This is a genomic window from Alkalihalophilus pseudofirmus (assembly GCF_029094545.1).
In the GTDB taxonomy this organism is placed as follows: Bacteria; Bacillota; Bacilli; order Bacillales; family Bacillaceae_D; genus Alkalihalophilus; species Alkalihalophilus pseudofirmus.
In genome coordinates this window covers 431,051-444,845 of sequence record NZ_CP117835.1, presented here as the reverse complement: position 1 = coordinate 444,845, position 13,795 = coordinate 431,051, and the positions used below count along the sequence as shown (strand labels likewise).

Below are 13,795 nucleotides of genomic sequence, written 5' to 3'. Positions count from 1 at the left end.
GAAACCGGTCATCATATAAATGTGGAGGTGTATATATGAAAGATCGACATATATTAAATATACTAACCCTGCTTGGTCTAGGGACAACTATTTTTGTTTTATTAAGAAGAAAAGGCGATTCCAAGGACTGGTTTCTTATTTTCTTTATTAAGACGCTTGTTTCTACTTTAATCGATGGCCCTGTTATCAAGAGAAAATATGTAAAGTACCCAAATCGTTATTTCCCAAAATTATTTGATTCTAACATTGTATTTTTATATATCTTATTCCCGTTATCATGTGTGATCTATAACCAATTCACCTATAAAATGAAGCCGCTCTTATCTATTTTGAGCGTTTTCCTTTTTAGCGGCCCGATGACATTGTTAGAAGATTGGCTTGAGCAGCATACAAATTTAGTTGAGTATCATAAGGGGTGGAACAGCCTGTATACGTTCTCTGTTCTTACCATGACTTTTTGGTTAGTAAAAAGCGGGATAGGATTAATTCGCATTCTAGATAATAAGATAAATCGAACATATTCTTCAAGTTGCTCTGGTCAATATTAAACCCAAGCACTCTTATCCAACAAATAAAAAAGAGCGATTACTTTTAAAATGTAATCGCTCCGCATTCAACCAATTTGTGATACCTTTACTATCCCTCGTTCTTTGAGTTTCTCTTCCAACTCTTCTTGAATGATCTCCTCGCCAATACACACTAATACAGGACTCACTTGAACCTCAGATTTCACCCTTTCATACATAGGAAATCCATATGCATAATTAAATAAGTATATTGCAGGACTATCAGTAAGCCTAATAAAGCCTTTCATTCTTAATAGCTGCGCTTGATTCTCTTCTAGAAATTCTTCTAATTGAATACGATTTATCGCACCTTCTATAGGAATCGCACATGTTTTTAAATGAAGACTTTTAACATCTGTATTGAAGTCACGCTGTTTTTCACTTAACTTACCTAGTTGACTATTCCTATCATGAAGAATGTTCATATCCATTTGAGAGAAGGTAACTGCTTGTTTTATAGCTGACGGATTCTCTTTCTCAATTGTGGCTTTTACCTTTGTTAATTCATTTTCGGTTATTTGATCAATTTTGTTAATTAACACAATGTCTGCAAATTTCACTTGATGAGTTATCAATTTCTTCATCATATTACTCATCTTCTGTTCTAACCATTGTTTTGAGTTTACAACTGAAATGCTAGCTTGTATTTGAATGGATGCTGATAGTAAAGGATGAGTACACGCATCTAGTACATCTAATGGATGAGCGGCACCAGTAGCCTCGATATAAATCACATCTAATGTGTGTTCTTCGGTCAATTCCTTTAATTGGACGCTTAGCTCTCCTTGAATGGAACAGCAAATGCAGCCATTCAGCATTTCTTTTAGAGGTATATCTGAAGGAACAACAGAAGAGTCAATGCTCACTTTACCCAGCTCATTCATGAGAACAGCTACCTTACGCCCTCTCTTCTTTTCATATGAAAGAAGACGTGAAAGTAATGTACTTTTGCCACTACCTAAAAACCCGCTTAGTATAATGACCTCTACTTTTTTCTTCATCAAACCACCTCATCGTTGTCTTTTTATCTCCTGGTATCCCTCTTCATCTTTTAAAAGCTTATCTAATGCCTGCCAAGCCATTAATGCACAGTTATGCCTTGCTCTTAGCTTATGAACCCCTTCTAAGGACATCGCATCCTGCAGATCTATTGCAGGATCCTGTTGCTTGCCTTTTCGAATCAAATGCTCAAACTCATTTCTCATTTTTGAAATGGAATCAATACTATTTCCTTTAATTAACTCTGTCATCCTCGAGGAAGACGCCATACTAATACTACAGCCTTCTCCCTCATAAGAAACATCCTTAACTAGATTACCATCCGTTTCTATATACAAGGTGATAACATCGCCACATGTCGGGTTTTTATAGTGCACCTTCCTTACTTGCTCACCGTCTAGCACCCCTGTATTGCGACGATACTTCGCATGGTCCATTACCACTTTACGATAAAGGTCTTGAAACATAGAATCATCACCTTTCACAAATTCCCATTTCGTAATAATTACGATTTAGATAACAGCATAATGCATGTTTTCCTTTAATACAACCCTTCAACGATAACCTCTAAAGCTTTCGCTACTCGTACTCCTTCAGCGGCTGAAGAAAGGGGAAGAACAATAAAATTTTCTTCTTGAATGGCTGTCACACCAGTCAGTGCAGGGTGGGTCATTAATTGCTGACGCTTCTGCTCAGCAGATGTTTCACCATAATCAATAATAATAATCACTTCTGGATCACGTTGAACGACTTCTTCAAAGCTCACTTCTGCCCAATTTTTATCTAAATCAGAAAAGATATTTTCCGCACCTGCCATTGTAATCAGTTGGTTCAAAAAGTTCTGACCTACAGTGAATGCGGCTGTATCGCCGCTATCATAAACAAAAACTCTTTTTTTAGGTTGGTCACTTGGTATTTGTTCTTTTATTTGTTCAATCTGATTGTCTAGTTCACTAATTAAATCCTCTCCCCTCTCAACCACATTAAATATCTTGGCAATATGGCGAATATCCATATAGATATCTTCTAGTGCAGGCCCCACTTTTGTAGAGGATTGGTGAAGATAAGCGTTAATTCCATAACTCTTGAGCTGCTCAATTGACCCAATAGCTTCTTCATTAAAAGCACTGCTCCAACCAGCATAAGCAAAGTCCGGCTCAGCATCCAAAAACACTTCTTGAGAGGGGTACTGGTCTGCTAATACCGGAATAGAATCATACGCTTTTCTCCATTCAGGCATCACCTCATCATCTAAGTACGCCGTTCCAATCATATGATCCTCTAACCCAAGAGCTAGCATTACTTCCATTACATGTTGATTTAAAGTTATTGCACGTTCGGGCACTTCGGAAATGGTTAATATCTGATCACCATTTTCAATTTCAACTACTTCATTTTGCGAAGATTCTTTTGCACTCCCGACTTGATTTGCTTCTTCGGCTTCAGTGCAAGCCGTTAATATGAATGCTAACACCAACCCTACGATGACTTTAATAAATATATTGTTCATTTCTTTTCCTGCCTTCCTAAGTAATCACTCGGCAAAGACTTTATTAATTCGATAACTTTTAAAATTCTCTTACCTTTGAAGCCATTTTTTCAATTCCTTCTCATATGCCTCCTGCCTCATCACTTGTGAGACATACATAACTTGTACTTTATTTGTGATGGGGTGTGTCCATATCGTAGCGTCTACTTGAAATACTTCCTTTAATAACTGCTTTGTGAGTATTTCGCTTGGACATCCATTTGCTATTAACTTACCATCCTGCATTACCAAGAGGCGATCACAATAAGAGGCTGCTAGATTTAAATCATGCAATGCAGTGAGCACCGTCAACTTAGACTGCTTTAATACATCAAGAATATGAAGCTGGTGGTGTACGTCTAAATGATTGGTAGGTTCATCTAAAATAAAAAAGCTAGGCTGTTGAGCAATCACTCTAGCAATAATAACGCGCTGCTTTTCACCCCCAGATAAGGTAGTAAAGCTTCGCTGCCCGTATCCATGCAACCCAACATCTTCAAGTGCTTCCCTAGCAATCTCCCTATCTATATGGGTTTCATGTTCAAGAAACCGTTTATGTGGATTTCTTCCCATAAGAACAATATCCTCAACTGAAAAATCAAAAGGGACTGAACTCTCTTGTCCTACCACTGCTACTTTTCTGGCAAAATCTTTATTAGAATAAGAAGTGTGGATTTCATTATCAAGCATCACCACACCAGAAGTTGGATCCAAGACCCGATAGACTGTTTTTAAGAGTGTTGATTTCCCACTGCCGTTTGGTCCTATGATTCCGACATATTCCCCTTCATTTACATGAAAACTAATGTCCTTCACAAGCGATTTTTTGTTTAATTCCATACCTATCTCATCCACGACTAATTTCAATGATCCTCACCTCCACCAAATGAGTATGTACTTTTTCTTAGCAGCCATATAAAGAAAGGACCACCACATAATGCCGTTATAATGCCAATTGGTAACTCTTGCGGTGCTACGATTGTTCGTGCGATTAAGTCAGCCCAGATCAAAAAAACGGCACCCGTTAATGCACTAAGCGGAAGAACATACCGATGATTCGAGCCTATAACTAAACGAACCATATGAGGAACCATCAGTCCTATAAACCCAATCGCTCCACTAACAGAAACCAACACACCTGTCAGCAGTGCAGTTATTAATATGAGCCATTTTTTTAGACGTTGACTATCTACTCCTAAAGTTGCTGCTGTACTCTCACCCATCAGCATCAAATTAAGGGGCCTTGCAAGCAATATGAGTATTATGTATGCAAAAAGGAAACTCACTACTGGAATAGGCAGCTGAGACCACTTTGCACCGGCCACACTGCCCATCATCCAAAACATCGCATCTCTAATCCCCTCTTCCCGTGGGGCAGATATGACAATATAGCTTGTAATTGCTGAAAGCATCATTGAGACAGCAATTCCGGCTAATAAAAGTCGAACGGTTGAAATTCGGCCCTGTACCTGTGATAAAAGGAAAACAAGCAGTACCGAAAGTAAGGCACCCCCAAAAGCAGCTATTGATAAAGCCCATTGTCCAAAAGCCGAAAAAGCCCCAAAGATGATTACGAGTGTCGCCCCAACCGATGCGCCTGAAGAGACTCCTAATATAAAAGGGTCGGCTAATGAATTTCTAACAAGTGCCTGTATCACAACCCCAACCAGAGCCAGCCCTGCCCCCACTACAGCTGCTAGTATCACTCGTGGAAACCGAATCTCCCAAATGATCTGCTGCTCAGCCAATGACCAATCTGCTATCATATGGGCTTCGATGAAAGAAAGTTGAGAGAAGACGACCTTCCATACTGTTAAAGGAGAAATAGAAACTGCCCCTATCATCACAGATGCAGTCATAGATATGACTAGAATTAGTAACATCGACACTGATAAAATAACAGGAGACTTGAAATCGAGTTTTAGCAGGTGATTCGTACGATTTGTTACCTCAATTGTTTTCATGGTTATCTGGTGCAACGCTTCTCTTTTGGCAAATATATATTAATCTAGAAGACTCCCTACTTTGAAACTCGCTCCCATCATAGTCCCCGAATGTGTGAATAATCGTAAACCCTGCTTCTTTTAACATCACATCCAGGGTGGCTCGTTCATATAATTTTACTCGTTCTTCATACTCTCTTAATGCGCCATTATCTTCTACCTTGATTTTCTTAACAACGGTATTATTAACAATCATCCGATACTGAAGAATAGAAAGATCATCAATGATATCCTTTGAAAAAGGAACAAGGTTATTTTCAAGGAAGGATGGATTCAGATAGTCAAAAACAAAATACCCATTCAGCTTTAATGCATCATAAGCATTCTGTAATACTTTCTTATTTTGTTCATCCTCTTTAAAATAGCCGAAGCTCGTAAAGAGATTAACAACCAGGTCAAAATTATCCTTATACGAGAGATCTCTCATATCAGAACGAACATAATGAATATCTTCAGCGTGCTCACCCTTTCGAGCTTCTCCCAATAATACAGGTGATAGATCAACCCCTGTTACGCGAAAGCCCTGCTTAGCAAACCACCTGCTGTGCCTACCGTTTCCACAACATAAATCTAGTAAAGATTGACCTTGAACAACCGGAACAAACTTCATCAATTGAGTTAATTCTTGATGAGCTAGATTGTCATTGCGATGCTTGTATATTCGTAAGTAATCTTCATTAAAATGCTCTTTATACCAAGTTTCCATACGCCCTCCCCCTTTGATGATAATCATAATCATTACGATTTAAAGGTTGTTTTTCTGTTAACTATGTAACAAGTATACTAATGGCAATGTATTAGCGGCCTCCTATCGGCTGCTAATACACTCTCTAAATTGATTCTCTAGTTCTATTTTGTCTAAGTTCCGACCAATAAAAACGAGCTCTGTTTTTCTTTTTTCCCCTTCACTCCATTTCTTATCAGGTTTGCCTGTAAACAACATATGCAGCCCTTGAAACACTATTCGTTCCTTCATTCCTTCGATATTAAGAATTCCTTTATAACGAAGTAAATCTTCTCCTTTTTCTTGAACCAAGTAACTCATCCAACGATCAACTTTACTCATATCAAGAGGCCTCTCTTCTGTAAAGGCAATCGATGATACGCGGTCATCATGATGATGGTGATGATCATCAAGAAAGTGAGGGTTTACATTCAGCTTATGATCAACATTAAAAGTATGGATATTTAAAATATCATTTAAAGGGATTTGGCAATTTTCTGCATAAAGTCGTTTGGCTGTTGGATTCATTTGACTAACTCTTGCTTCGAGTTTCTTTATTTCATCTTTACTGATTAAATCTTGTTTATTAAAAATAATGACGTCTGCAAAGGCAATTTGTTCCTGCGCTTCATCCTTTTTATCTAAGTGCTTCGTAATATGTTTACTGTCAACAACTGTAATGATACTATCTACCTCAAAGACATCACTTAATACTTCATCAACGAAAAATGTCTGCGCTACAGGTGCTGGATCAGCTAATCCGGTCGTTTCAATAATCACCTGATCAAAATGCATACGGCCTTGCTCCATTGAATAGTGTAAGGTTCGTAAGATTTTAATTAGATCGCCCCGTACTGTACAACAGATGCATCCATTGTTCATCTCTACTATCTCTTCTTCAGAATCCACCACTAGCTGATTATCAATTCCTACTTCTCCATATTCATTTACAATGACAGCTATCTTTTTCTGATGCTTTTCAGTAAGGATACGATTGAGCAACGTTGTTTTCCCTGCTCCTAGGTAACCTGTTAATATGGTAACTGGAATCTTTGGCTGCTTCGCAAAAACCATCTTATCACTTCTTTTCTTAATATTGTTTTGATACTCTCTTCACTTTTTGAGGATCTTTAGAGATTCCTTTCGCTATGCCCTCTTCTCTTATAAATCCATCTCCTGTATAGGTGTGACTCACCTTCCCTGTAAGATCTCGATTCAACACAAGTGAATTAACGAAGGTGCCCGCATCCTCTGGGTTTAATCCCTTGTACCATTCACCAGAAGGGTAAACGACTGCTACACAACGGTCATCACAACGTCCATTACAGCGCGTCCTTGTTGTGTGGATTTGATCATCTAAATTCCTTTTTGAAATCTCATTCCTAATTGCTTGCGTAACCTCTTCAGCGCCCCATTTATTACAGCTCCCACCATTACAAAACAGTACGTGGTGCTTCGTTTGACTAAGGTCCCAAGTAGCCATAAAAACACTCCTCCAAAACGTAATAATTACGATTTATAAACCATTCATATCCTTTTCTCTTATATATTATTCATAATTTTACTTTTAAATCGTAATCATTACGATTATAGTAGTAAAAAAGAAAAGCTGTCAAATCACAGCTTACTTCTAATTATCTAATAGACCAATATTTTCTTTATCTGAATCCACCTTTACACCAAACCCTACCCACCTTCCATCAATGTCTTCTGCAACAAATTCTATATTTTGATAATCGGTATTTTGTAAGGGCCGTACGATTTTTACGCCGGATTGCTTGAACTCTTTTTCCAGCATTTCTTGATTCGTTGTAATGAAGTAGGCATCATACCCATAACCATACAGCGTTCGATTCGGAATAACCTTTTGCCCATTCGTTTTCGTTAAGATGATCTCTGTTGTGCCGCGATACAGACAAATATGCGGCTCACTGGCGTCCAGATAATGTACAGCTTTAAATCCCATTTTCTGCTCATAGTAGTTGGCTGTTTTGATGATATTTGGTGTCGGGAACACGCAGTGTGATCGTAATAATAATTCTTTCATGCTTTCTCCTCTCACGTTAACCCTTTTGGGGATGGTTATAGATAAACACACTTATAAAATAGCCTTCTTCTTGAAAGTCACCTATATAAGACATCCCATTTCTCAGATAAAATTTCTTTAACTTTTCGTTTCCTGCCCAACAATCTAGATAGAGAGCCGTATTCAAATTCTCAACCAGCTTATAAGCGAAACGCAATACAACAGCCCCTGCATTCTTTCCTTGATAATCAGGTATGATAGCTAATTGGTAAAGGTATTTATTTAGACCTTTCAACGATAAATCATTGATCTGTTCAATATCCTTTATACAAAAGGTCCCTATGATTTCTTTTTCTTCGGTTGTTACGACATATGAATGGTGATGTCTAGCTTGCTCTAACAGCAGCTCCCTATCAAAGGGGTACTCCCATTGGTTAAATCCTCTCTTAATTAAGTCTTTGGTTACCTTATTTAAGAGCCCTGACACTTTTTCAACATCCTCTATCCTAGTTTCCCGAATTAACAACTGTTCGTCCATAAATTACCATCTCCTCTTATTTAACAACCCTCCATATCGTCCATCTATCTTTTTCAACAATCTGACCTTCAGATGGCAATGCTCTATCAATAAACTGAATAAGATGCTGTAATTCGTTATCATCTAACTCATGTAAAATACTTCTCCCTACTCTCTCCTTAAGGTCCTGTAGTAATTGATTTTTATGATTATAAACTTTTCTGATCTCCCACAGCTTTCTTTCCTCGATTTCTTTAAAGCCAGCCGCTTTTAGATGGTGGATGACTGTTTGGCTAGTATGTCGGCGGCTCGTTTCTTTGTCAATTAATCTAGGGAACAGCTTAAAGAAATATCCTCTTATATGTTCGTCGCTTCCTTCTACTAAACAATCTTCTGGTGTACGGTCTTGGATGATGTAACATCCTTCTTCCTTTAATACTCGATGCCCTTCTTTAAAGCAGGAGGCAAGATCTTGGAGATGGTGAATCAATGCTCTCTCCAGCAATAAATCGATACTTTCCCCTTCCACTCCAGTGTCAAAAGCATGACCATGTGTAAATGAAATTCTCGGGTAGCCCTTGCAATTTTCCTTTGCCCCTTCAAGCATGGCGTGAGAAAAATCTACTCCTATGATTGAATCTACGCCCATATCAGAAAGAGCCTTGGAGTAAATGCCCCCACCGCACCCAACATCCAGTGCAGTCGACACGTGATCGAAAGGTACTAAGCTCTGTATCGTCTCACTCCATATAGAATGAACATTTCTTGTGGTATAGCTTTGTTGGTTTTCCTTACTGTGAAAATCAATTCCCATTCCGTATCCCCCATTCTTTTTATGACTCAAGTAAAATTTTACCATAGGTTACTTCCATCATTCCCCTTTCTCATCACATTTTGCTATACTTTTAAGGAAGGTATGGTGATTTGAATGTTTAAGATTTTTTTAATAGAAGATGATGCTTCTCTTTTTAAAGAGATCAAAGAGCGGCTTACCGCTTGGGAGTATGAAGTGTATGGGGTGCGGGACTTTCAAAAAGTGATGGAGAGCTTTGCAGAGGTTCAACCCGATTTAGTGATCATTGATATTCAGCTTCCAAAATATGACGGATTTCATTGGTGCCGAATGATTCGGGAGCATTCGAATGTACCGATTATCTTTTTATCTTCACGTGATCATCCTACTGATATGGTGATGTCGATGAATTTAGGCGCTGATGATTTTGTTCAAAAGCCGTTTCATTTTGAAGTATTAATTGCAAAAATCCAAGCCATTCTGCGCCGTGTTTATAACTATAGTACGGCCGCACCCGATCTAAAGACATGGATGGGTGCAACGATTGATCTTGAGAGAAACCGTATCTCTAATGATGATGGAATGATCGAGCTTACTAAAAATGAAATATTTATCTTAAAGCTGCTTGTTGAGCGCAAGAATAAAATCGTCAGCCGAGAGGAGTTAATTAACCTTTTATGGGACGATCAGCGCTTTATTAGCGATAATACGTTAACTGTGAATGTAAACAGGCTTCGTAAAAAGTTAGCTGAAATTGGCCTCGGAGCAGGAATTGAGACAAAAGTCGGTCAAGGATATATGGCGATAGAGAGGTGAGAAAATGATCAGGACATTCATTAAGGAGAGAATCAGCTGGATCTTTTTGATTGTACTTTTGCAGCTGCTTGGTTTATTCATGGCTTACCTAGATCCCTCTCTCTCGCTAGAGTCAATGCTTTATTACATGTTTCTCTCACTCGTGATTTCAAGCCTCTTTGTCATTATTCGGTATTTTAGAGAAACAGCTTTTTTTAAGGAGCTTGATGCTCGTGATTCTACAACTGATATAACCACTCTACCTCAGCCAAACAGTCCTTTTGAAGCGCTCGTTTATGGACAGATTACCTCTCCGGTTGAACAATTAGAAAAAGAAGCCTCTATAAATCAATTATTGCTTGAACAAGAGAAAGATGAGCTGCTTTCTTGGATCCATGAGGTGAAAACACCTTTAACTGCTTTGCGATTAATTATTGATCGCACGAATGATCCAACATTAAAATCAGAGCTTATGCATGAATGGTTGCGAATTCACTTTTTGCTCGATCAACAACTGCATCAAAAGCGTATTCCTTTTATTGAAAATGATTTGTTTATTGAAAAAGTTGATCTTGAGCCGCTGCTTTACAGCGAGATTCACACGTTGCGTTCGTGGTGTGTAAAGAAAGGAATTGGCTTTGACGTTGAATTAGCTTCATCAGAAGTACTCACTGATGCGAAATGGCTGGCCTTTATTCTACGCCAGCTCTTAACTAATGCCGTTAAATACAGCGAAGAAGGCTCAGAAATTAGGATCCAATCCTCTGTACAAAAAGGACAAACGACCCTAACTGTAGCAGATAACGGCCGCGGAATCGACCCAAGGGATCTTTCAAGAATTTTTGATAAAGGTTTTACCTCTACTAGTCAGCATCAAGATCAGCATGCAACTGGCATGGGTTTATACTTAGCAAAAAAGGCTGCCGCTCCGCTTGGCATCCATATTTCCGTTCAATCAACTGTTGGCAGCGGGACAACCTTTACCCTCACCTTTTCACAAGAAAATCAATTTCTCCAGATTCAAGGCGTGTGACAAAAATGTCACTCGCTTTTGCTTTTTTGTTAGGAGAATCAAAGGACTCTTAGTGCAAGAGTTTATACAATAAGGGTATCTTAATAGATGGAGGAATTTTGTTATGAATATACTTGAAGCTAGAAAAATCCATAAAAGCTATGGAAATAAATTCACAAAACAAGAGGTATTAAAAGGAATTGATATTAGCATTGAAAAGGGAGAATTTCTAACAATTATGGGGGCATCAGGCTCCGGGAAAACCACTCTTTTAAATGTCTTGTCAACGATTGACCGCCTAAGCCACGGTTCACTGATAATTAATGGTGAGGAACTAACGAAAAGCAAAGAAAAGAAGCTAGCAGAATTTCGAAAACATCATTTAGGATTTATCTTCCAAGATTATAACCTGCTTGATACATTAACCGTCAAAGAAAATATTATGCTGCCGCTCTCCATCACAAATACTTCTAAAAAAGCAGCATTCGAGAAATTCAAATCAGTGGCAGCAGAGCTAGGTATTGCGGAAATTGCCGATAAATATCCTAATGAGATATCAGGAGGGCAAAAGCAGCGAACGTCTGCTGCACGCGCATTTATTCACGAGCCAAGCATTATTTTCGCCGATGAGCCGACAGGTGCTCTTGATTCTAAAGCAGCGTCAGACCTATTAGGTAAATTAAGCAGCTTAAACGAAAAAAGAAAAGCAACGATTGTCATGGTGACACATGATCCAGTGGCAGCGAGTTACAGCAGCCGTGTCATTTTTATAAAAGACGGCCAAATCTATACCCAGTTGAATAAAGGAGAAGAGAGCCGCAACACCTTCTTAAAAGATATTATGAAGACACAAGGAGTTTTAGGCGGGGTGCACTATGAGCATTAATCAGTTAATTCTCCGCAGCTTTAAAAAGAATGTCAAAAGCTATTATTTATATGTATTTGCTTTGATGTTTAGTGCAGCTCTTTACTTTGCCTTTGTTACTTTACAGTATGACCCTGCAATGGACGAGGCATCTGGGTCACTTAGAGGATTAGCAGCCATACAGACAGCATCCGTGCTTCTTATTGCGATCGTAACTGTGTTTTTAATCTATGCAAATAACTTATTTATTAAGAGACGCAGTAAAGAAATTGGGTTGTTTCAGCTGATTGGGATGACGAAGAACCGTATCTTCATGATTCTAAGTGCTGAAAATTTAATGCTTTATTTCGGGTCCTTAGTAATCGGGATCTTTATCGGTTTTGCCGCTTCAAAATTAGTCGCGATGATCTTATTTAAAATAACGGGTGTGGAAGCTGTTGCCTCTCTTTACTTTTCAGGAAATGCATTTATTCAAACACTGCTCGTGTTCGGAGGCATTTACCTTTTCATTATGCTGATGAACTATCTGTATATCAAACATCAAAGCATCCTGTCTCTTTTTCAAGTAAAGAGTAAAACCGAAAGCCAAGTAAGAAAGATTTCAATCCTCGAAATCTTGATGGGAATTTTAGGTATCACGTTGATAGCCACTGGTTATTACGTATCTGCTAGGCTTTTTGATGGAAGCTTCGTCACTACGAACTATTTATTTATTGCGATGATCTTTATTTTGGCTTCCGTTATTATCGGGACTTATTTTCTCTACAAAGGTTCTGTCCGGTTTATTGCGAATCTAATTAGAAAACAAAAAGGTGGATACTTAAATATTAACGAAGTCATGTCGCTATCGTCGATTATGTTCCGCATGAAATCAAATGCGATGCTGCTTACCATTATCACAACGGTATCTGCCTTAGCAATTGGCCTCTTATCATTAAGCTATATTTCGTATTATTCTGCTGAAAAAACAGCAGAGAGCACGGCTCCTGACGACTTTGCATTTATCACCACAGAGAATGCAGAAATGTTCGGTGAAGTGTTACAAGATAGCGGAATTGGTTACAGTGAAAAAGCAATTGATGTCATTCAAGTGGAAGTTGATGTAGAACAGATTGTAGGAAGAGATATGGAGAACTTTCAATTTGAGTCTAATAAAATGAGGATGGCTGTCATTAGTGATCATCAGGTGAGGGAAACCAATGTAAGCGATGGTGATACGACATTCGCAGGATTTAGTGATGCGATGCAAACGCTGTTAAACTTACAGGATTCAGGCACACTTACCTTTCACGGCCTCACGACCACTATTGAACAAGAATATCTAGGGTTAGCAAAAGAAAACGTGCTGCCACTCTATTTTACGGGCGGGTTAACTGCCGCTATCGTGGATGAGTCGATCTATACCCAGCTTGCTGCAGACTTAGACCCAGACATTCAACTAGAATCCTCAACTTATATTGGCTTCACATTAGATGATAGAGCGACTGCAGCAGTTGCTGATGAATTGTTTAACAGCATGCCATTCAAAGATGAGTTTGGCAATAGCTCTCATTACACGGAAGAACGTATCCAAAAACAGAATATGGGACTGATCATGTTCATCGTAGGATTCCTTGGTCTCACCTTCTTAATTACCTCAGGCTGTATCCTCTATTTCAAACAAGTAGAAGAAGGCGACGAGGAACAACCAAATTACAAGATCCTGCGCAAGCTAGGCTTTACCGAAAAAGACCTGCTAAAAGGTATACTCGGAAAACAGCTCTTTAATTTCGGAATCCCTCTCATTGTAGGACTTGTTCACAGCTACTTTGCTGTCAAATCAGGCTGGTTCTTCTTTGGCACTGAGCTATGGACACCGATGATTATTGTTATGGGATTATATGCAGTACTCTACTCGATCTTCGGGATATTATCAGTGCTTTATTATAAGAAAGTGATTAAGATGTCATTGTAATAGGGAAAGCTCC

At 38.7% G+C, this 13,795-nt stretch carries 16 protein-coding genes; 5 read left to right on the top strand and 11 right to left on the bottom strand.

Features of this window, described 5'->3' with window-relative positions:
- The first annotated feature begins 35 nt into the window (after positions 1 to 35).
- The gene (locus tag PQ478_RS02345) at positions 36 to 548 is read left to right on the top strand and encodes a CBO0543 family protein (RefSeq protein WP_289235708.1); all 513 of its coding nucleotides are present in this window, start codon (positions 36 to 38) and stop codon (positions 546 to 548) included.
- Positions 549 to 613: 65 nt separating this feature from the next.
- On the opposite strand, the gene PQ478_RS02340 is transcribed toward PQ478_RS02345, so the two are convergent.
- The 11 genes from PQ478_RS02340 to PQ478_RS02290 form a co-directional block, all read right to left on the bottom strand.
- A complete protein-coding gene (locus PQ478_RS02340; RefSeq protein WP_289235707.1) occupies positions 614 to 1,567 on the bottom strand; it encodes a CobW family GTP-binding protein in 954 nt (317 codons plus the stop codon).
- 9 nt (positions 1,568 to 1,576) lie between these two features.
- Positions 1,577 to 2,032 carry a Fe-S cluster assembly sulfur transfer protein SufU gene (gene sufU / locus PQ478_RS02335; RefSeq protein ID WP_289235706.1) on the bottom strand — a complete coding sequence of 152 codons (456 nt, stop codon included), beginning with the start codon at positions 2,030 to 2,032 and terminating at the stop codon, positions 1,577 to 1,579.
- Positions 2,033 to 2,106: 74 nt separating this feature from the next.
- Entirely contained in the window at positions 2,107 to 3,075 is a 969-nt protein-coding gene (locus PQ478_RS02330; protein WP_289235705.1) for an ABC transporter substrate-binding protein, read from the bottom strand.
- A gap of 69 nt (positions 3,076 to 3,144) precedes the next feature.
- Positions 3,145 to 3,960 (bottom strand): ABC transporter ATP-binding protein, encoded by an 816-nt coding sequence (locus tag PQ478_RS02325; RefSeq protein ID WP_289235704.1) that lies wholly within the window; start codon positions 3,958 to 3,960, stop codon positions 3,145 to 3,147.
- A complete protein-coding gene (locus tag PQ478_RS02320) occupies positions 3,957 to 5,057 on the bottom strand; it encodes a FecCD family ABC transporter permease (protein WP_435521069.1) in 1,101 nt (366 codons plus the stop codon). Before PQ478_RS02320 ends, PQ478_RS02325 begins: the two co-directional genes overlap by 4 nt.
- Entirely contained in the window at positions 5,044 to 5,802 is a 759-nt protein-coding gene (locus PQ478_RS02315; RefSeq protein ID WP_289235703.1) for a class I SAM-dependent methyltransferase, read from the bottom strand. Before PQ478_RS02315 ends, PQ478_RS02320 begins: the two co-directional genes overlap by 14 nt.
- A 102-nt stretch (positions 5,803 to 5,904) precedes the next feature.
- Entirely contained in the window at positions 5,905 to 6,894 is a 990-nt protein-coding gene (locus PQ478_RS02310) for a CobW family GTP-binding protein (RefSeq protein WP_289235702.1), read from the bottom strand.
- Between the two features lie 16 nt (positions 6,895 to 6,910).
- Complete coding sequence (locus PQ478_RS02305) at positions 6,911 to 7,303, bottom strand: (2Fe-2S) ferredoxin domain-containing protein (protein ID WP_075683293.1); 393 nt, start codon at positions 7,301 to 7,303, stop codon at positions 6,911 to 6,913.
- A 147-nt stretch (positions 7,304 to 7,450) separates the two neighbouring features.
- Positions 7,451 to 7,867, bottom strand: a complete 417-nt coding sequence (locus PQ478_RS02300; protein ID WP_289235701.1) for a VOC family protein — start codon at positions 7,865 to 7,867, stop codon at positions 7,451 to 7,453.
- A 16-nt stretch (positions 7,868 to 7,883) separates the two neighbouring features.
- Complete coding sequence (locus tag PQ478_RS02295; protein WP_289235700.1) at positions 7,884 to 8,384, bottom strand: GNAT family N-acetyltransferase; 501 nt, start codon at positions 8,382 to 8,384, stop codon at positions 7,884 to 7,886.
- Positions 8,385 to 8,400: 16 nt separating this feature from the next.
- A complete protein-coding gene (locus PQ478_RS02290) occupies positions 8,401 to 9,177 on the bottom strand; it encodes a class I SAM-dependent methyltransferase (RefSeq protein WP_289235699.1) in 777 nt (258 codons plus the stop codon).
- 114 nt (positions 9,178 to 9,291) lie between these two features.
- Here PQ478_RS02290 and PQ478_RS02285 point away from each other — a divergent pair, with 114 nt between their 5' ends.
- The 4 genes from PQ478_RS02285 to PQ478_RS02270 all read left to right on the top strand — a co-directional run bounded on the left by PQ478_RS02285 (position 9,292) and on the right by PQ478_RS02270 (position 13,782).
- Positions 9,292 to 9,972 carry a response regulator transcription factor gene (locus tag PQ478_RS02285; RefSeq protein WP_012957418.1) on the top strand — a complete coding sequence of 227 codons (681 nt, stop codon included), beginning with the start codon at positions 9,292 to 9,294 and terminating at the stop codon, positions 9,970 to 9,972.
- 4 nt (positions 9,973 to 9,976) lie between these two features.
- Positions 9,977 to 10,984 carry a sensor histidine kinase gene (locus PQ478_RS02280; protein WP_289235698.1) on the top strand — a complete coding sequence of 336 codons (1,008 nt, stop codon included), beginning with the start codon at positions 9,977 to 9,979 and terminating at the stop codon, positions 10,982 to 10,984.
- Between the two features lie 103 nt (positions 10,985 to 11,087).
- Positions 11,088 to 11,849, top strand: a complete 762-nt coding sequence (locus PQ478_RS02275) for an ABC transporter ATP-binding protein (protein WP_289235697.1) — start codon at positions 11,088 to 11,090, stop codon at positions 11,847 to 11,849.
- Positions 11,839 to 13,782 carry an ABC transporter permease gene (locus PQ478_RS02270; RefSeq protein WP_289235696.1) on the top strand — a complete coding sequence of 648 codons (1,944 nt, stop codon included), beginning with the start codon at positions 11,839 to 11,841 and terminating at the stop codon, positions 13,780 to 13,782. The genes PQ478_RS02275 and PQ478_RS02270 overlap by 11 nt, the downstream gene beginning before the upstream one ends.
- Positions 13,783 to 13,795 lie beyond the last annotated feature (13 nt).